The following is an 18,511-nucleotide window of genomic DNA, read 5'->3' as shown; positions in this document are numbered from 1 at the left end:
AAGCGTCTCAGCGCCGAAAGTAGTTGGGGGATCTCCCCCTGTGAGGATAGGACGTTGCCAGGCAACAACAGAGAGGACGACCGAGCATATGCTCGGTCGTTTTTTTATTGATTAGCGGTGCTCTCTATAAGAGCATCGCTTTTCGTTTGCCTTTTTTTAAATCAATGATAAAATATAGTCAAAAGTCAAAGATGGTCAGAGGGTGGTGGAGATGAGAAATATTTCGGATGTTATCGAACAGTATTTGAAGCAAGTATTGAAGGAAAGTCAGGCAAATGCAATCGAGATTAAACGCCAAGATATCGCGCAACGATTCGAATGTGTCCCATCCCAAATCAATTATGTCATCAACACACGTTTTACCGTCGAAAAAGGATATTTAGTAGAAAGTAAACGGGGTGGCGGTGGATATATCCGGATCCGACGCGTCATCTTACATGAAAAACAGGATGTGCTTTCTAGTTTGATGGATGTCATTCATGAGCATCCACGTTTGAATGAACAGCTCGTTGAAAATGTGCTCGTACGATTAGTGGAAGAACAAATGATGCACGAACAAGAAGCGCAATTGATTTACCATCTCTTATCAGATGAAGCATTAAACTTACAAGTTGATGATCGCTCTTTTATTCGACGTCAACAATTGCTAGCACTGATGAAAGTACTTCGTTATCGTAATGGGGGATAAGTCGTATGTTATGCGAACGTTGTAAACAGCGACCTGCTGTCAATGAAGTCGTTGTGATGGAACAAGATGTACCCGTAAAAAAACGATTATGTCGACAATGTACGGTAGAACTGATGACAGGATATGTACCAGTCGTGAAGCGATGCCCGACTTGTCAGATGACACGCCAAGACCTATTGCGCGTACGAAAAGCAGGATGCGCTACATGTTATACCGTATTTCGGGATGAATTGATCAAAATCACTCGTCAATATCAACAAGGACACGATCATCATATCGGTTCAATCCCTGACCAGCTACGCACGCCACATGAACGGATTGAAGAACGGCTCGAAAAGTTGGCAGGGGAGTTGAACCGCGCTGTCGAACAAGAAGATTATGAACGGGCAGCACGCATTCAAAAAGAAATGAAGCAATTAGAAGGGCAGGGAGATGTCTGATGGAAACTTTCCTAACACATCCACTTGGTCCAAAAATGAAAGAACGTGCCAAGCTCGATGATTTGGTCGTTTCTACAAGAATTCGACTGGCGCGTAATGTCAAAGACACGGTATTCTCTCCCGTACTTTCTAAAGAAGGAGAACGTCAGCTTTGCGATCGTCTAGAAGGGCGTCTACGTGGGTTGAAAGGATTCGAATATCTTCATATGCGTGATTATGATGAAGTGACACGACAGGCGTTGATGGAGAAACACCTCATTAGCCCAGCCGTTGCAACCAATGAAGAGAGTGCGGTCTTCTTAAGTGAAGATGAAACAATTAGTGTATTGATTAATGAGGAAGACCATTTACGCATTCAAACGCTACTTCCAGGATATCAAGTGAAAGAGGCGTTTGAATTAGCGAAACAAGTTGACGCGTTATGTGCAGAATCCCTATCGTATGCGTTTGATGAACAGTTAGGTTATTTGACGACATGTCCAAGCAATATCGGAACAGGACTTCGTGCCTCGGTCATGTTACACTTGCCGGGACTCACCTTGACGGGACGAATCAGTCCAATCTTGCGAGAACTTCGAAAACTTGGCTATACGATTCGAGGTCGTTATGGTGAAGGTAGTGATGCGGCAGGTCGCTTGTTCCAACTGTCGAATCAACGGACGTTAGGGAGTCACGAGTCACAGTTACTGGCTGACTTTATGGAAGTGACAGAACAAGTGATTCAAGCAGAGCGTCATGCGCGCGAAGAACTCGTTGCGAATCGACAGGAAGAGTTAGAAGATCAATTTTATCGATCATATGGTATTTTGCGATATGCAAAATTACTATCTTCTACTGAAGCTATCGAACGATTATCTGATTTACATTTAGCGAGTGACCTAGGAATTTTGTCTGATTGGAGTCCACCAAAGTTTCATGAACTCATTGTTCGGCTACAATCAGGTTTTCTACAAAAACATTTCGGGAAAACATTATCTACGCAAGAACGGGATCGAGAACGAGCGACCCTCGTTCGTCGAACGTTAGATCAAGGCTTAGTTTGATCCAACTACAAGGAGGTTTTGTCAATGATGTTTGGACGATTTACAGAACGAGCACAGCGCGTATTAGCTTTAGCACAAGAGGAAGCAGTACGTCTTGGCCATCATAATATTGGTACAGAACATATTTTATTAGGATTGGTTCGTGAAGGAGAAGGGATTGCGGCAAAAGCGCTCTTCGCTCTCGGATTGACTTCTGAAAAAATTCAACAAGAAGTAGAATCATTGATTGGACGCGGTTCTGAGAATGGCTCGACGATTCACTACACACCACGTGCGAAAAAGGTCATTGAACTCTCGATGGACGAGGCACGAAAACTAGGACACTCATATGTTGGAACGGAGCACATCCTTCTTGGATTGATTCGTGAAGGCGAAGGTGTCGCAGCACGTGTTCTCAATAACCTTGGAATCAGTTTGACGAAAGCGCGTCAACAAGTATTACAGCTTCTCGGTAACACGGAGTCTTCTTCAAATGCTTCACAACCAGGCGCGAGCGCTGCAACCCCAACACTTGATGGGTTGGCACGCGACTTGACGCAACAAGCACGTGAATCGCGTTTAGACCCGGTCATCGGCCGCGCAGGTGAGATTCAACGTGTCATTGAAGTCTTATCTCGTCGTACGAAAAACAACCCGGTTCTTATCGGAGAGCCAGGTGTCGGGAAAACGGCAGTAGTCGAAGGTCTCGCTCAACAAATTATTAACAACGAAGTACCTGAAACACTTCGCAATAAACGAGTGATGGTACTCGACATGGGTACGCTCGTAGCAGGTACGAAATATCGTGGTGAGTTCGAAGATCGATTGAAAAAAGTAATGGACGAAATTCGTCAGGCAGGAAACGTTATTCTCTTCATCGACGAGTTGCACACATTGATTGGTGCGGGTGGTGCAGAAGGTGCGATTGATGCGTCGAACATCCTCAAGCCGTCATTGGCTCGTGGTGAACTTCAATGTATCGGGGCGACAACACTCGATGAATACCGGAAGTACATCGAAAAAGATGCAGCGCTTGAACGACGCTTCCAACCAATTCAAGTAAATGAACCGACAACAGAAGAAGCTGAACAAATCCTACTCGGGTTGCGCGATCGTTATGAAGCGCATCACCGCGTAACGATTACGGACACAGCGATTCACGAGGCGGTCGTTCTGTCTGACCGTTACATCTCGGATCGTTTCTTACCGGACAAAGCGATTGACCTCGTCGATGAGGCGGCATCAAAAGTACGACTTCGCTCGTTCACGGCACCACCGAACTTGAAAGAGTTGGAGTCACGCCTTGAATCGATTCGTAAAGAAAAAGACTCTGCTGTTCAAAGCCAAGAGTTTGAAAAAGCGGCTTCTCTCCGTGATACAGAACAAAAGTTACGCGATGAGTTAGAAGAGTTGAAAGCAGAATGGCAGAATAAGCAAGGAAATGAAAAGCTTGAAGTGACGAAAGAAGATATCGCTCAAGTTGTCGCAAACTGGACAGGTGTACCGGTCACGAAGATTGCCGAGGAAGAGACAGACCGTCTCCTCAAACTCGAATCAATTCTTCACAACCGTGTCATCGGTCAAGACGATGCGGTGAAATCGATTTCCCGCGCCATTCGTCGGGCTCGGGCTGGCTTGAAAGATCCAAAACGTCCAATCGGTTCATTCATCTTCCTCGGACCTACCGGAGTCGGTAAAACCGAACTTGCTCGCGCAGTTGCCGAAGCGATGTTTGGGGATGAAGATGCGATTATTCGAATCGACATGTCAGAGTACATGGAAAAACATGCGACGAGCCGTCTCGTTGGTTCGCCTCCTGGTTATGTCGGTTACGAAGAAGGCGGTCAGTTGACAGAAAAGGTACGCCGGAAACCATACTCGGTCATCCTTCTCGATGAAATTGAAAAAGCTCACCCGGAAGTGTTCAACATCTTACTTCAAGTGCTTGACGACGGGCGCTTGACGGATTCGAAAGGTCGCACGGTCGACTTCCGAAACACCGTCATCATCATGACGTCAAACGTCGGGGCCGCAGCGCTTCAACGTAATAAATATGTTGGATTCACAGTCGAAGATGATGTGAAACGTGAGTATACGGAAATGAAGGATAAAGTACTCGAGGAATTGAAAAAGGCGTTCCGACCTGAGTTCTTGAACCGGATTGACGAAATCACGGTCTTCCATTCACTTCAAAAAGAGCACATTCAAGAAATCATCAAACTTATGGCAGAGACACTCAAGAAACGTCTTGCCGAACAAGGAGTTGATTTCAGCTTGACGGATGCGGCGCTCGACAAGATTGCCGAAGTCGGCTACGATCCGGAATACGGGGCTCGCCCTCTCCGTCGTGCCCTTCAACGAGAAGTGGAAGATCGCCTCTCAGAAGCAATGCTCGGCGGCACAATCGCTAAAGGCAGTAAAGTTGCGCTCGACGTACAAGATGGAGAGTTTGTCGTTCGTAACGAAGGTGTGGTTCAGTAAATCATTCAGCTCCCTCGTTGTTTATGAGGGAGCTTTTTTTAGACAGGAAGGAAGCTTATGGCCAAAATTAAAACGAAATACGTCTGCCAATCGTGTGGATATGAATCAGCCAAATGGATGGGACGTTGTCCAGGTTGTAATGAATGGAATACGCTCGTTGAGGAGTTTGTCGAAGAGAAGAAAGCCAAACGTGGCGCAGCGTTTGTGCATAGTTCATCTCGACAATTGAAGCCAGAACGACTCGCAAACGTCGTCTCACAAGAAGAGACACGCGTGCACACGAATAGTCGTGAATTTGACCGTGTGCTCGGTGGTGGTATCGTTCCGGGTTCACTCGTCTTAGTCGGCGGGGACCCGGGAATCGGGAAGTCGACGATTCTTTTACAGGTCAGTGCACATCTAGCCCATAGTGGTAAAAAGGTGCTCTATATCTCAGGTGAAGAATCACTCAAGCAGACGAAACTTCGAGCGGAACGTCTCGGCTTACCGACCGAAGACTTGTTTGTGCTCGCTGAGACAGACATGTTGATGATCGAACGCGTCATTGATGAAGAACAACCCGGGTTTGTCATCATCGACTCGATTCAGACGGTATATATGGATGAAATTCAATCGGCGCCAGGAAGTGTGTCACAAGTACGAGAATGTACAGCAGCGCTCATGAAGATTGCAAAAACACGAGGGATTGCTGTGTTCATCGTCGGTCACGTAACGAAACAAGGATCGATTGCGGGTCCACGTTTACTCGAGCACATGGTCGATGCGGTCCTTTACTTTGAAGGGGAGCGTCATCATACGTTCCGTATTTTACGCGCGGTGAAAAACCGTTTCGGTTCAACGAACGAAATCGGGATCTTCGAGATGAAAGAGAGTGGGCTAGAAGAAGTCCTTAACCCGTCCGAAATCTTTTTAGAAGAACGAACCGCCGGTGTGTCCGGTTCGACGGTCGTCGCTTCGATGGAAGGGACAAGGACAGTGCTCGTCGAACTACAAGCACTCATCTCGCCAACATCATTCGGTAACCCGAGACGTATGGCGACGGGAATCGACCAAAACCGGGTCGCGCTTCTGATGGCCGTCCTTGAGAAACGATCGGGTTTGTTGCTTCAGACACAAGACGCATACTTGAAAGCGGCGGGTGGCGTTAAACTAGATGAGCCTGCGATTGACCTCGCGATTTGTGTCTCGATTGCCTCGAGTTTCCGTGACCGTCCGACCCGTCCGACGGATGTCTGCATCGGTGAAGTCGGATTGACCGGAGAAGTGCGACGCGTATCGCGGATTGAACAACGTGTCGCCGAAGCCGCAAAACTAGGATTCACACGTGCCATCATTCCGAAAAACAACATGGGTGGATGGACCGCTCCAGCAGGGATTGAAGTGGTCGGCGTCGGAACGGTAGACGAAGCACTGCAGTTGGCGATCCCGTTTTAACGGGTCGCCAATGGCAGTTTTTAACGCTTTGTAACGAACGTGATTGAAAAAACCATGTTACAATAAAAGTGTTATTTTTGAAATTTTATTTCATATAGAAGGAGGTGGAATGAGTGAAGATTGCTGTACGAATCGGATTTATTTTGATTGGGCTCGTCGTGGGTTGGTTCGGGATTATCGAGGCGTCGCTATTATTAGGAGACCTTGGGATGAATGTGCCGGAATGGTTAACGATTCCATACGTAGCAAGTTTGATTGGTGGACTTATCTTCTTCATTCTTAGTTTATTCTTAACCGATGGTGTTGTTGCATTTATTCGTTTTGTCGAAGAACGGCTCGTCCGTTTACCGGTAGGGGATATTTTATTCGGTTCGATTGGCCTCATTATCGGGCTCTTGATCGCCTTTTTGATCAGTGTCTCGCTTGAAGTAACGAACATTTTCTTACTGAGTAAGATTGTTCCAATCTTTGTCACGGCGCTGTTTGGGTACTTCGGTTTCGCGGTCGGATATCGGAAGCGTAACGAATGGATCAAACTATTTGTAAAGAGTGAGCGGGAGAAACCGGCGGCTGAACCGGTACAACGTTCGAATGATAAAATCTTAGACACGAGCGTCATTATTGACGGTCGTATCGCAGATATCGCCACGACTGGGTTTGTGGAAGGTACATTGATTGTTCCGCAGTTCGTCATCGGAGAACTTCAATATATCGCGGATTCATCGGATACGTTGAAACGAAACCGTGGTCGCCGTGGGCTCGATATTTTAAAAGAGCTTCAAGAGAACAAACGAATCCAAGTTGAAATTTATGATGGGGACTTTGAAGATGTACCAGAAGTCGATATCAAATTAATCAAATTGGCAGAGTTGAAAAATGGGATTGTCGTCACGAACGACTACAACTTAAACAAAGTCTGTGAAGTGCGAAATGTTCCAGTCTTGAACATCAATGACTTAGCGAATGCCGTCAAACAAATTGTCATCCCTGGCGAAGAGATGGTCGTCACTGTCATTAAAGAAGGGAAAGAACAAAATCAAGGTGTTGCCTATCTTGAAGACGGGACGATGGTCGTCGTGGAAGGTGGACGTAAGTTGATCTCGAAGACGCTTCCTGTCGTCGTGACGAGCGTACTGCAGACATCTGCAGGCCGAATGATTTTTGCTCGTCCTGAATAACGAACAAAAAAGAGACGCGTGAGCGCTCTCTTTTTTCACGAAGAGAGGTGTTTGACATAGTATCTTATACAGTTGTGATCCCGGCTGCGGGAAGAGGGAAACGAATGGGAGCGGATGCGAACAAACTCATGTTGTCGCTCCGTAACAAACCGATTATCGCGTGGACGTTACAAGCGTTCGATACCGATCCTTGGTGTGAACGGATTGTTTTGGCGATTCGTCCAGAGGAACGTGACTGGTTTGAAGCGATCACGGCAAAAGTCGAAACACCGATTACATATGTAACAGGTGGGGAAGAACGACAACAGAGTGTCCATGCGGGGCTTAAGGTGGTTGCACCCGATACGATTGTGATGATTCATGACGGTGCCCGTCCGTTTGTAAAACGTGAACAGCTGCATCAAGTGGCAGAAGCGGCGTTACAAGGTGGCGCCATTTTAGCAGTACCAGTCAAAGACACGGTCAAGCAAGTCGAACGTCATCAAATCGAACGAACGGTTCCTCGGGAAAATCTATGGTTGGCGCAAACGCCGCAAGCTTTTCAGGCCAAGGCGATCTTAACGGCACATGAACGAGCGGTCGAACAACAGATGATGGGAACGGACGATGCGAGTTTATTCGAATGGCTTGGTGAAACGGTACAAGTCGTTCTTGGAGACTATCATAATATTAAGATGACGACGCCGGAGGATTTACTGTTTGGTGATGCGATTTTAGCAAAGGAGAACTTACAATGAGAATTGGTCAAGGATTTGATGTACACGCATTTGCGGAAGGACGTCCATTAATTTTAGGAGGAATTGAGATTCCACATGAACGTGGTCTACTCGGTCATTCCGATGCGGATGTGTTACTCCATACGATTGCCGATGCAGCGCTTGGAGCGATTGCGGCAGGTGACATCGGGAAGCATTTCCCTGATACGGACCCGGAATTTAAAGATGCGGATTCGAAAGAATTGCTTCGCCACGTATGGCAACTTGTGAAGGATGAGGGATATGTCCTCGGAAATGTGGACGCGACCGTCATGGCACAACGTCCAAAACTACGTCCTTATATTGATGAGATGCGAGCGGTCATTGCCGACCTACTCGAAGCGGACATCGAACAGGTGAACGTGAAGGCCACGACGACGGAGAAACTCGGCTTCACAGGACGTGAAGAAGGAATCGCGGCGCAAGCGGTCATCTTACTCAACCGGGCTTGACAGAAATGGTATACTATTTGGGCAGAAGAGAAGAAAGGTGGAACTATTATGAGTGAAGTGCGTGTACGCTATGCGCCTAGTCCGACGGGGCATCTCCACATCGGAAATGCGCGGACTGCGTTGTTTAATTACTTATTTGCTCGTCATGCAGGCGGGAAATTGATTCTTCGAATTGAAGATACTGACCAAAAGCGAAATGTATTAAATGGTGTCGAGAGTCAAATGAAGTATTTGGAGTGGCTCGGAATCGATTGGGATGAAGGTCCAGGTCGTGATGGAGACTACGGTCCATATTATCAAATGGAACGTCTTTCGCTTTATGAGAAATACGTCAACGAATTGATGAGCAAAGGTCTTGCTTATAAATGCTATATGACATCAGAGGAGCTCGAAGCAGAGCGTGAAGCACAAATCGCGCGCGGCGAAGCACCGCGTTATTCTGGTGCGCACCGCAACCTGACTGTCGAAGAACGTGAAGCGTTTGAAGCAGAGGGCCGCAAGCCGTCAATTCGAATTCGCGTGCCTGAAGGCGTGACGTATAAATGGACGGATGTCGTCAAAGGTGATGTTTCATTCGAGTCGAAAGACTTTGGTGATTGGGTCATCGTGAAACAAGATGGGATTCCGACTTACAACTTCGCTGTTGTTGTCGACGACCACTTGATGAAGATCAGCCACGTCTTGCGTGGAGACGACCACATCGCAAACACACCAAAACAGATGATGGTATATGACGCGCTTGGATGGGAATATCCTGAATTCGGTCACATGACGCTCATCTATAACGATCAACATAAGAAATTGTCAAAACGTGATGAATCGATCATCCAGTTCATTGAACAATATGCGGATCTTGGCTACTTGCCAGCAGCGCTCTTCAACTTCATTTCTCTTCTTGGCTGGTCACCAGTCGGGGAAGAAGAAATCTTCTCGAAAGAAGAGTTTATTGAAATGTTTGATGCGAACCGCTTGTCGAAGAGTCCGGCTGTATTTGACCAACAAAAACTTTCTTGGATCAACAGTGTATACATGAAGAAGGCCACGCTTGACGAAGTAGTGGCACTCAGTTTACCATTCTTACAAGAAGCAGGACGATTACCCGAGGCGGTATCTGTCGAGGAGGCAGATTGGGCAACAAACTTGATCGCATTGTATAAAGAACAAATGACGCACGGGGCGGAGATTGTCTCGTTGACGGACTTGTTCTTCAAAGATGAGATCGAGTATGACGAGGAAGCGAACGCTGTCCTTTCAGGGGAAACGGTTCCCGCTGTCCTTGCAGAGTTCAAACAACAACTCGAAGGAATCGAAGACTTCACACCAGAAGCGATTAAAGCGGCGACGAAAGCGACGCAAAAAGCGACTGGTCAAAAAGGGAAGAACTTGTTCATGCCAATCCGTGTCGCGACGACAGGACAAACACATGGACCAGAGCTTCCGAACGCGATTTCGTTAATCGGAAAAGAGCGTGTCTTGAAACGTCTGACAACTTTATTAGCATAAAGGCATCGATGAGGAAAGTAAGCGGTATGACACTTTGCAGAGACTAGAACCTAGGCTGGGAGTTCTAGATGTGTCCCCCGAAGAAGTGCACCTCGGAGCCGTCTCGGCGATACGTAGTCGAGGCCGCGACTCGGCGTTAACGAGACTTGAGAGGGGAGCACTTTTCCCAAACAGAGTGGAACCGCGCTTACGGCGTCTCTGTGCCTTGGCACAGGGGCGTCTTTGTTTTTGTATAAGAAAAGGAGATATCAATTATGGGATTTTGGAGCAGTGTGCGTGAAGACTTGCGAACTGTCCTGGAACTAGACCCTGCCGCTCGTTCAAAAGTAGAGGTGGCACTGACGTATCCAGGACTACACGCCATATGGGCACATCGTATCGCGCACGGATTATGGAAACGTAACGTGAAGTTGGTGGCCAAGTTGTTAGCCCAGTTCAGTCGTTGGTTGACCGGGATTGAAATTCATCCGGGAGCAGTTCTCGGCGACCGTGTATTCATCGATCATGGTTTCGGTGTCGTCATCGGAGAGACGGCGATTATCGGGAATGATGTAACCATTTATCAAGGCGTCACACTTGGGGGAACCGGGAAAGAAAAAGGGAAGCGTCACCCGACGATTGGGAGTGATGTACTCATCTCAGCAGGGGCAAAAGTGCTTGGAAACATTACGGTTGGCGATTGCGTCAAAATCGGAGCGAGCTCTGTTGTCTTGAACGATGTACCGTCTGATTCGACCGTCGTCGGGATTCCAGGACGTGTCGTCATTCGAAACGGGAAGCGTGTGAAGCAACATGACCTCGACCATCGCTTCCCGGATCCGGACCGCGAGTGTCAAGAGCGCTTAGAAGCGGCAGTGGATGAACTACAACAAAAATTAGCGACGCTTGAAAAGCGGATGGAGGAGAAAACGCATGATTCAGCTGTACAACAGTCTCACGAATAAAAAAGAACCGTTTGTCCCGATTGTTCCGGGTAAAGTATCTATGTATGTGTGTGGACCGACCGTCTACAACTACATCCATGTCGGAAATGCCCGTCCGGCCATCGCCTTCGATACGGTTCGTCGCTATTTGACATATCGTGGGTATGAGGTGAAGTACGTCTTAAACTTCACGGACGTAGACGACAAGATCATTCGTACCGCGAACGAACTTGGGGAAGACACCGAGACGTTGACGAATCGTTATATTGAGGCTTATTTAGCCGATACGGGAGCATTGAACGTGCAACCGGCAGACGTACACCCACGCGTTACCGATACGATGGAAGAGATCATCGAATTCATCCGTCAATTAGAGACGGAAGGGTTCGCTTATGAATCAGAAGGCGACGTTTATTTCCGGACGAAGAAGTTTGAGACGTACGGGAAGTTAAGTCAACAATCGATTGAAGATTTACGGGCAGGCTCGCGTGTCGATGTCGGAGAAAAGAAAGAAGACCCGCTCGACTTCGTCTTATGGAAAGCCGCTAAACCGAACGAACCTTCTTGGGATAGTCCATGGGGCAAAGGACGACCAGGTTGGCATATCGAATGCTCAGCGATGGCGAAAAAGCATCTCGGGGCAACGATTGATATCCATGCGGGAGGTCACGATTTAAAATTCCCACACCATGAGAATGAGATTGCCCAGTCAGAGGCGTGCAACCACGCGAAGTTCGCCAACTATTGGCTTCATAACGGATTCATCAACATTGAAAATGAGAAGATGTCCAAATCGCTCGGAAACTTCCTTCTCGTCCACGAAGCGCTGAAAGAAGTAGATCCAATGGTTCTTCGTTTCTTCATGTTGTCCGTCCATTATCGTCATCCGATCAACTACAGCCGTGAATTGATTGAACAAGCGGCAAACGGTTGGAGTCGAATCAAAGAAGCGTATCAAAACATCGAATATCGTTTATCGGTAACGGCTGGACTTGGTGAACCGAGCGAGTCGATGGAGCGGAAACTTGAAGCGATCAAGACGTCGTTCATCGAATCGATGGATGATGATATCAATACGGCAAATGCGATGACTGTCCTCTTTGACTTGGCACGAGAAGCGAACATTTACGCAAAGGCGGACCATGTGGCAAAAGCGACACTCGAACAAGTTCTCTCGTTATTCGACGAATTGACAGGTGTGCTCGGATTGACGCTCGCTGAAGAGAAAGAATTGCTTGATGCCGAGATTGATCAATTGATTCAAGAACGAAACGACGCACGCGCGGCACGTAACTTTGCCCGCGCTGACGAGATTCGTGATTTACTGAAAGAACAAAACATCCAACTCGAAGACACGGCCCAAGGGGTTCGGTGGAAGCGGTTATGATGCAACCGAAACAAATGAATGCTCTTGCGCTCGCCTATATGGGTGACGTGGTGTATGAATTGGCCGTACGGAAAAGACTGCTCGAACAAGGATTGACGCGCCCGAACGATTTGCATCGGGGTGCCGTTCGTTATGTGAACGCGCGGGCGCAAGCGAGCGTCGTGACCTATTGGCTAGAAACGGACATGTTGACGGAAGAAGAACAGGCTGTCGTCAGACGTGGCAAAAATGCGAAATCAGGCTCGATTCCGAAGCGGGTCGACGTCCATACGTATCGTTATTCCACAGCATTCGAGGCATTGATTGGCTATATCTACTTAACAGAAAGAAGGGATCGTCTTGAAGAACTCATCAAACAAGCGTTCGAACGACTCGAAGCCGAGTCGACCGAAACGACATGACGGAAAACGAGGTGCGGAAAAACGAACGTTTGACCGCCCACGTGGGGAACGTCCAGAGCGTACACGCCATCAGAAGTCGGAACGGCCGGACTATAAGGAAGTAGACGTGATGGAGGAAGGGATCGATTTCCTGTACGGGCGAAATCCTGTACTCGAAGCACTTCGAAGCGGTCGCGACATGAACAAAGTATTTATTATGGAAGGGCAACAAAAAGGCCCACTCGCTCAAATCATCGCGATGGCAAATGAAGCATCCGTCCAAGTGTCGTTCGTACCGAAAACGAAGCTTGAGAAGATGGCCGGTAGTGAACATCATCAGGGTGTCGTGGCAGCCGTCGCGGCCTATGAATATAAAACCATCGAGGACATGTTCGCGCTTGCCGCTTCAAAAGAAGAGACACCGCTCTTTATTTTGCTAGATGAACTCGAGGACCCACATAACCTCGGTTCCATTTTACGGACCGCGGATGCTGTCGGCGCACATGGAATCATCATCCCGAAACGCCGCTCGGTCGGTTTAACTCAGACGGTCGCCAAAGCGTCGACTGGGGCGATTGAACATATCCCGGTTGCGCGCGTGACGAATTTGACGCGGACACTCGAAGAATTGAAAGAAAAAGGACTATGGGTCGTCGGGACCGATGCGAAAGAGAGTCAGGACTATCGTCGATTGGATGGGAATATGCCACTTGTCGTGGTCATCGGAAGTGAAGGAAAAGGAATGAGCCGTCTCGTGCGTGAATCATGCGACTTCCTCGTTCATTTACCAATGGTTGGTCATGTCACGTCACTCAATGCATCTGTTGCAGCGGCACTGCTTCTGTATGAAGTGCATCGCTCACGTAACCCGTTAGCATGAGTATCCAAAAACGCGAGCTCCTTCTTGTCGACGGATATAACATCATCGGGGCGTGGCCACATTTGAGAAGTTTGCGCGATATGGATTTTGATCAAGCGCGCAATTTGTTAATTGAAGCGATGGCGGAATATCAGGCCGTATCTGGAAAAGAAGTCACCGTCGTCTTTGATGCCCATATGCGTTACGGTCGAGAATCGAAAGAAAAACGAAGTCGTGTCGATGTCGTCTATACGAAAGAGAACGAGACGGCGGACGAGTGGATTGAGCGGCGAGCGCACGAACTGGTGGATAACCGACTCGTCACACTATTCGTCGCGACGAACGATTTCACCGAGCAGTGGGTCATTTTCGGCCAAGGTGCCTTACGTGTTCCCGCGACCGAGTTATTAAAAGATTGGAAGCATGCCAAAACACTGATTGAGCAACAACGCCTCTCGTTAGAGAAGGAACAATCGAATCGAAAAACGATTGATATTCCTCCGCATATTCAAGAACGATTTGAAGAAATGCGACGTCGTAAATCAAAAGGTGATTGAAATCACGGACGAGTTCATGAAATGGACTCGTCTTTGTTTCGATTTTGACATTTTTTTGCAAAGGAATGTTGTATACTAATTACATATATGAGTTACACAGCATTTAATTGACGGAATTTTTAGAAATTTGTTTGACGCATAGGAGTAGGGAGTCCTATAATGGGACACAACCTTACATAGTTCAGGATCAATCGCCGGGGGGTAACGAGCATGAACGGATGGCCGTACGAACAGTTTGAAAAAATGTCAGACGAAGAGTTGGTCTTATTGGCGCGCAACGAAGGGGATAGCGACGCGCTCGAGTTTTTGATTGAACGATACCGGTATTTTGTACGCGCGAAAGCACGATCTTATTTCTTGATTGGTGCAGATCATGAGGACATCGTCCAAGAAGGCATGATTGGTCTCTATAAAGGGGTGCGGGACTATAAAGACGAGCGACTCGCCTCGTTCAAAAGTTTTGCCGAAATGTGCATCACACGCCAGATGATCACGGCAATCAAGACGGCGACACGTCAAAAGCATATTCCGCTCAACTCATATGTGTCACTCGATAAACCGATTTTCGACGAGGAATCCGATCGGACGTTGCTCGATGTCATCTTGCCACCACATCCGACGGATCCACAAGAACTCATTGTGACACAAGAAGAACAGACGTTTATGGAAGCGAAGATGGATGAGATTTTGAGTGATCTCGAACGGAAAGTGTTGCGTCTTTATTTAGACGGACGTTCTTATCAAGAGATTTCAGACGACCTCGACCGTCATGTCAAATCGATTGATAATGCGTTACAGCGTGTGAAGAAGAAATTCGAACGTCATGTCGACGTCCGGATGCTCACGAGCTAACCGATTATTGACCGCGTGCCTCCTATGTGATACTTTAAAAGCAGCGCCTTGTCCGTAGACGCCATTTACAGGAGGCGTTTTTTTTTCGCTCTTTTTTAAGAGGGAGTAGTCGAAAGGGGCGCTTATGAATGGCAAAGAAAGTAAGTCTCGCTTGCTCAGAATGCGGGTCTCGGGAGTATTCGACGACAAAAAAAGATGGTGTGTCGACACGGCTTGAAATGAAAAAGTTTTGTCGCCGCTGTAACGCGCATACGATGCATCGAGAATCAAAGTAACGTAGATTGGCATTCAATGTAGGAGGAAGCTACCATGAACTTTTTGCGCGACGTATGGAAAGAGTTGAAAAAAACGAGTTGGCCAACTCGTAAAGAACTCACGAAATATACCGTTACCGTCATCGCGACTGTTGTCGTGATTGGCCTGTTCGTGTTCGGCGTAGATACTGGAGTCAGCTATCTCGTCAATTTATTGATTAACTAAGGAAGAGGTGAAAGCCGTGGAGAAACAATGGTTTGTTGTCCAGACGTACTCAGGTTTTGAGAATAACGTCAAAGAAAACCTAGAACGTCGAATCGGTTCGATGAACATGGAAGATAAAATTTTCCGCGTCCTCGTCCCGACTGAAACGACGCAAGAAGAAGTCACATTGAAGAGTGGCGAGAAGAAAATTAAAGAGCGTGAAGTCAAAAGCTTCCCGGGCTATGTGTTCGTAGAGATGGTCATGACTGACGATTCATGGTATGTTGTCCGCAACACGCCTAACGTCACCGGCTTCCTCGGTTCAACAGGCGGCGGGGCAAAACCGATCCCGCTCCAACCGGACGAAGTGACAAACGTCTTGTCACAAATGGGACTCATCGAGAAGAAAGATCGTTACAACTACGAGCTCGGTGATCTTGTCCGCGTGAAAGAAGGCGCGTTCGAGAACTTTGAAGGGACAATCGATGAGATTGAAGCCGACAAAGAGAAGCTCAAAGTCGTGGTCGACATGTTTGGTCGCGAAACAAAAATTGAGCTTGATTTCGAACAAGTTCAGAAAATTAACTAAACCCACTTGCTAATCCGTGAAACGGATGGTACAATCGAAAATGTTTGATGTTGTGCTATATTTCGGTACAAACTCGACCTAATAGATTGAGTGGGAGGGCGCACAACGTCCAAGAAACCACATTTTAGACTTAAGGAGGTGTGTCTCGTGGCGAAAAAAGTTTCTAAACTCGTTAAACTTCAAATCCCAGCTGGTAAAGCTAACCCAGCACCACCAGTAGGTCCAGCACTTGGTCAAGCAGGTGTTAACATCATGGGATTCTGTAAAGAGTTCAACGCTCGTACACAAGACCAAGCCGGATTGATTATTCCTGTAGTCATCACGGTATACGAAGATCGTTCGTTTACATTTATTACGAAAACTCCACCAGCTGCAGTTCTCTTGAAGAAAGCTGCTGGTATCGAGAGTGGTTCTGGTGAACCAAACCGTAAGAAAGTAGCAACGGTTAAGCGTGACAAAGTTCGCGAAATCGCTGAACTTAAAATGCCTGACCTTAACGCATCATCTGTAGAAACAGCGATGCTTATGGTTGAAGGTACTGCACGTAGTATGGGTATTGTAATCGAAGACTAATTGTTAGTCTCTGGGGTTGTCGGTGAATACTGCTCACCTTCAATCCCTTCATTATGTGGGAGGAAATTCCGCTAACCACAAGGAGGAAAAGATCATGGGTAAAAAACACCAAGAAGCAGCTAAGCTTGTTGACCGCACGAAGTCATACGACCTCGCTGAAGCTGTCGAGCTCGTTCAAAAAACAGCTACTGCTAAATTCGATGAAACAATCGAAGTTGCTGTCCGTCTCGGCGTAGATCCGAAGAAAGCAGACCAACAAATCCGTGGTGCCGTTGTACTTCCACACGGTACTGGTAAAACACAAAAAGTTCTCGTCTTCGCAAAAGGTGAGAAAGTGAAAGAAGCGGAAGCTGCTGGCGCAGACTACGTTGGCGACGCTGAGTACATCAACAAAATCCAACAAGGATGGTTCGACTTCGATGTAATCGTTGCGACACCTGACATGATGGGTGAAGTTGGTAAACTCGGTCGTGTTCTCGGACCTAAAGGCCTCATGCCTAACCCGAAAACAGGAACAGTTACTTTTGACGTAGAAAAAGCAATCGCGGATATCAAAGCTGGTAAAGTTGAATACCGTGTTGATAAAGCTGGTAACATCCACGTTCCAGTTGGTAAGAAATCATTTGAAGCATCTAAACTTACTGAGAACATCGAGACAATCCTCGAAACACTCATGAAAGTGAAGCCTGCTACTGCAAAAGGAACTTACCTTAAAAACATCGCGCTTTCATCTACAATGGGTCCTGGGATCCGTGTAGCGACTGCGGATTTCCTTAAGTAATCTTGTTGAAATAAATTGTTGACAACGTGTGACGCCGCTGTTAAAGTAATACACGTTCAACCGAATATGTTGGATTACCGTAGACAGAAGGTGGACATCGGTCCGTAAACCCTTCCGAGGTGTCTTTGCTCGAACTTGAGCCTGTTGTCACAGGTTTACTTTCAAACAATTACGCCCTCGTATGTCTTCATACGAGGGATTTCTTTTGGAGAGCAGCCTCTCGTCCGGTATAAGAATTGACTAGGAGGTGCAAACACATGGCAAACGAAAAAATCGTAGCTCAGAAATCGGCACTCGTCGATGAAATCGCTGAGAAAATGCAAGCGAGCGTTGGAACAGTTGTTGTTGACTACCGTGGACTTACAGTTGAAGAAGTGACTACACTCCGTAAATCACTCCGTGACGCTGGAATCGAGTTCAAAGTTTACAAGAACGGTCTTCTTCGCCGCGCAGCTACTCAGTCGAACTTCGAAGGTCTTGACGAAGTCTTCACTGGTCCTACAGCAATCGCCTTCTCTAACGAAGACGTTGTTGCTCCAGCGAAGATCTTGAACGACTTCTCGAAAGAGCACAAAGCGCTCGAACTCAAAGGCGGAATCATCGAAGGCAAAGTGACTTCACTCGAAGAAATCAAAGCCCTTGCAGAACTTCCATCACGCGATGGTCTTCTCTCGATGCTTCTCAGCGTACTTCAAGCTCCAATCCGTGGGCTCGCAGTCGCAACAAACGCAATCGCAGAACAAAAAGAAGAGCAATCAGCTTAATTTTTGTCGCGTAGCGTAACTCAAAAAACTTTTTCACAACATCAAAGGAGGAAAACCATAATGGCTTTCAACAAAGAGCAATTCATCGAAGACCTCAAATCAATGACGGTTCTCGAACTTAACGAACTCGTAAAAACAATCGAAGAAGAATTCGGCGTATCAGCAGCAGCTCCAGTAGCAGTTGCAGGTGCTGGCGCAGGCGCAGCAGCTGAAGAGAAAACTGAATTCGACGTAGTACTCACAAACGCTGGCGCTGGTAAAATCAACGTCATCAAAGCTGTTCGTGAAATCACAGGTCTCGGTCTTAAAGAAGCAAAAGCACTCGTTGACGGAACTCCAGCTCCAGTCAAAGAAGGCGTTTCTAAAGAAGACGCTGAGTCAATCAAAGCTAAGCTTGAAGAAGCTGGCGCATCTGTTGAAGTTAAGTAATTCAA

At 47.2% G+C, this 18,511-nt stretch carries 22 protein-coding genes and 2 other annotated features; all 22 genes read left to right on the top strand.

Annotation, left to right across the window (positions count from 1 at the left end; all coding sequences use genetic code 11):
• The first annotated feature begins 211 nt into the window (after window positions 1-211).
• The 22 genes from KNO92_RS12680 to rplL all read left to right on the top strand — a co-directional run bounded on the left by KNO92_RS12680 (window position 212) and on the right by rplL (window position 18,506).
• A complete protein-coding gene (locus KNO92_RS12680; protein ID WP_214697106.1) occupies window positions 212-688 on the top strand; it encodes a CtsR family transcriptional regulator in 477 nt (158 codons plus the stop codon).
• A 5-nt stretch (window positions 689-693) separates the two neighbouring features.
• Window positions 694-1,128 carry a UvrB/UvrC motif-containing protein gene (locus KNO92_RS12675; RefSeq protein WP_214697108.1) on the top strand — a complete coding sequence of 145 codons (435 nt, stop codon included), beginning with the start codon at window positions 694-696 and terminating at the stop codon, window positions 1,126-1,128.
• Window positions 1,128-2,171 (top strand): protein arginine kinase, encoded by a 1,044-nt coding sequence (locus tag KNO92_RS12670; RefSeq protein WP_214697110.1) that lies wholly within the window; start codon window positions 1,128-1,130, stop codon window positions 2,169-2,171. The genes KNO92_RS12675 and KNO92_RS12670 overlap by 1 nt, the downstream gene beginning before the upstream one ends.
• Window positions 2,172-2,195: 24 nt before the next feature.
• Entirely contained in the window at window positions 2,196-4,631 is a 2,436-nt protein-coding gene (gene clpC / locus KNO92_RS12665; RefSeq protein WP_214697112.1) for an ATP-dependent Clp protease ATP-binding subunit, read from the top strand.
• 57 nt (window positions 4,632-4,688) lie between these two features.
• Complete coding sequence (radA, locus tag KNO92_RS12660; RefSeq protein WP_074032385.1) at window positions 4,689-6,065, top strand: DNA repair protein RadA; 1,377 nt, start codon at window positions 4,689-4,691, stop codon at window positions 6,063-6,065.
• Window positions 6,066-6,178: 113 nt separating this feature from the next.
• Window positions 6,179-7,243 carry a PIN/TRAM domain-containing protein gene (locus KNO92_RS12655; RefSeq protein ID WP_214761569.1) on the top strand — a complete coding sequence of 355 codons (1,065 nt, stop codon included), beginning with the start codon at window positions 6,179-6,181 and terminating at the stop codon, window positions 7,241-7,243.
• 56 nt (window positions 7,244-7,299) lie between these two features.
• Entirely contained in the window at window positions 7,300-7,980 is a 681-nt protein-coding gene (ispD, locus tag KNO92_RS12650; RefSeq protein WP_214761571.1) for a 2-C-methyl-D-erythritol 4-phosphate cytidylyltransferase, read from the top strand.
• Entirely contained in the window at window positions 7,977-8,450 is a 474-nt protein-coding gene (gene ispF / locus KNO92_RS12645; RefSeq protein ID WP_074032390.1) for a 2-C-methyl-D-erythritol 2,4-cyclodiphosphate synthase, read from the top strand. Before ispD ends, ispF begins: the two co-directional genes overlap by 4 nt.
• Before the next feature lie 45 nt (window positions 8,451-8,495).
• Window positions 8,496-9,953 (top strand): glutamate--tRNA ligase, encoded by a 1,458-nt coding sequence (gene gltX / locus KNO92_RS12640; protein ID WP_214697139.1) that lies wholly within the window; start codon window positions 8,496-8,498, stop codon window positions 9,951-9,953.
• Window positions 9,950-10,156 (top strand) — a binding site (T-box leader). Its footprint overlaps the gene before it by 4 nt.
• A gap of 51 nt (window positions 10,157-10,207) precedes the next feature.
• On the top strand, window positions 10,208-10,897 hold the full coding sequence (gene cysE / locus KNO92_RS12635; RefSeq protein WP_012727699.1) for a serine O-acetyltransferase: 690 nt from the start codon (window positions 10,208-10,210) through the stop codon (window positions 10,895-10,897).
• Entirely contained in the window at window positions 10,866-12,263 is a 1,398-nt protein-coding gene (cysS, locus tag KNO92_RS12630; protein WP_214697113.1) for a cysteine--tRNA ligase, read from the top strand. Before cysE ends, cysS begins: the two co-directional genes overlap by 32 nt.
• Window positions 12,260-12,664: a Mini-ribonuclease 3 gene (locus tag KNO92_RS12625; RefSeq protein ID WP_214697115.1), complete on the top strand. Its 405-nt coding sequence runs from the start codon at window positions 12,260-12,262 to the stop codon at window positions 12,662-12,664. Before cysS ends, KNO92_RS12625 begins: the two co-directional genes overlap by 4 nt.
• Window positions 12,665-12,773: 109 nt before the next feature.
• Complete coding sequence (gene rlmB / locus KNO92_RS12620) at window positions 12,774-13,523, top strand: 23S rRNA (guanosine(2251)-2'-O)-methyltransferase RlmB (RefSeq protein ID WP_074032495.1); 750 nt, start codon at window positions 12,774-12,776, stop codon at window positions 13,521-13,523.
• Window positions 13,520-14,059, top strand: a complete 540-nt coding sequence (locus KNO92_RS12615) for an NYN domain-containing protein (RefSeq protein ID WP_214761567.1) — start codon at window positions 13,520-13,522, stop codon at window positions 14,057-14,059. Before rlmB ends, KNO92_RS12615 begins: the two co-directional genes overlap by 4 nt.
• 210 nt (window positions 14,060-14,269) lie before the next feature.
• Window positions 14,270-14,911, top strand: coding sequence for an RNA polymerase sporulation sigma factor SigH (gene sigH / locus KNO92_RS12610; protein ID WP_031421852.1), 642 nt, complete (start codon window positions 14,270-14,272; stop codon window positions 14,909-14,911).
• Window positions 14,912-15,039: 128 nt separating this feature from the next.
• A complete protein-coding gene (gene rpmG, locus KNO92_RS12605) occupies window positions 15,040-15,186 on the top strand; it encodes a 50S ribosomal protein L33 (protein ID WP_026824819.1) in 147 nt (48 codons plus the stop codon).
• Window positions 15,187-15,220: 34 nt separating this feature from the next.
• Window positions 15,221-15,391, top strand: coding sequence for a preprotein translocase subunit SecE (secE, locus tag KNO92_RS12600; RefSeq protein WP_074032412.1), 171 nt, complete (start codon window positions 15,221-15,223; stop codon window positions 15,389-15,391).
• A gap of 16 nt (window positions 15,392-15,407) precedes the next feature.
• Complete coding sequence (gene nusG, locus KNO92_RS12595; RefSeq protein WP_012727691.1) at window positions 15,408-15,959, top strand: transcription termination/antitermination protein NusG; 552 nt, start codon at window positions 15,408-15,410, stop codon at window positions 15,957-15,959.
• A gap of 147 nt (window positions 15,960-16,106) precedes the next feature.
• The gene (rplK, locus tag KNO92_RS12590) at window positions 16,107-16,532 is read left to right on the top strand and encodes a 50S ribosomal protein L11 (RefSeq protein ID WP_012727690.1); all 426 of its coding nucleotides are present in this window, start codon (window positions 16,107-16,109) and stop codon (window positions 16,530-16,532) included.
• Window positions 16,533-16,626: 94 nt separating this feature from the next.
• Window positions 16,627-17,313 carry a 50S ribosomal protein L1 gene (rplA, locus tag KNO92_RS12585; protein ID WP_074032415.1) on the top strand — a complete coding sequence of 229 codons (687 nt, stop codon included), beginning with the start codon at window positions 16,627-16,629 and terminating at the stop codon, window positions 17,311-17,313.
• Window positions 17,314-17,372: 59 nt separating this feature from the next.
• Window positions 17,373-17,526: a sequence feature (ribosomal protein L10 leader region), on the top strand.
• A 44-nt stretch (window positions 17,527-17,570) separates the two neighbouring features.
• The gene (gene rplJ / locus KNO92_RS12580; RefSeq protein ID WP_214697119.1) at window positions 17,571-18,077 is read left to right on the top strand and encodes a 50S ribosomal protein L10; all 507 of its coding nucleotides are present in this window, start codon (window positions 17,571-17,573) and stop codon (window positions 18,075-18,077) included.
• 60 nt (window positions 18,078-18,137) lie between these two features.
• Window positions 18,138-18,506, top strand: coding sequence for a 50S ribosomal protein L7/L12 (gene rplL / locus KNO92_RS12575; protein WP_074032420.1), 369 nt, complete (start codon window positions 18,138-18,140; stop codon window positions 18,504-18,506).
• Window positions 18,507-18,511: the final 5 nt, after the last annotated feature.

It is taken from the genome of Exiguobacterium sp. s129, from assembly GCF_018617585.1.
Taxonomy (GTDB): domain Bacteria; phylum Bacillota; class Bacilli; order Exiguobacteriales; family Exiguobacteriaceae; genus Exiguobacterium; species Exiguobacterium aestuarii_A.
This window is presented reverse-complemented; position numbering and strand designations above follow the sequence as displayed.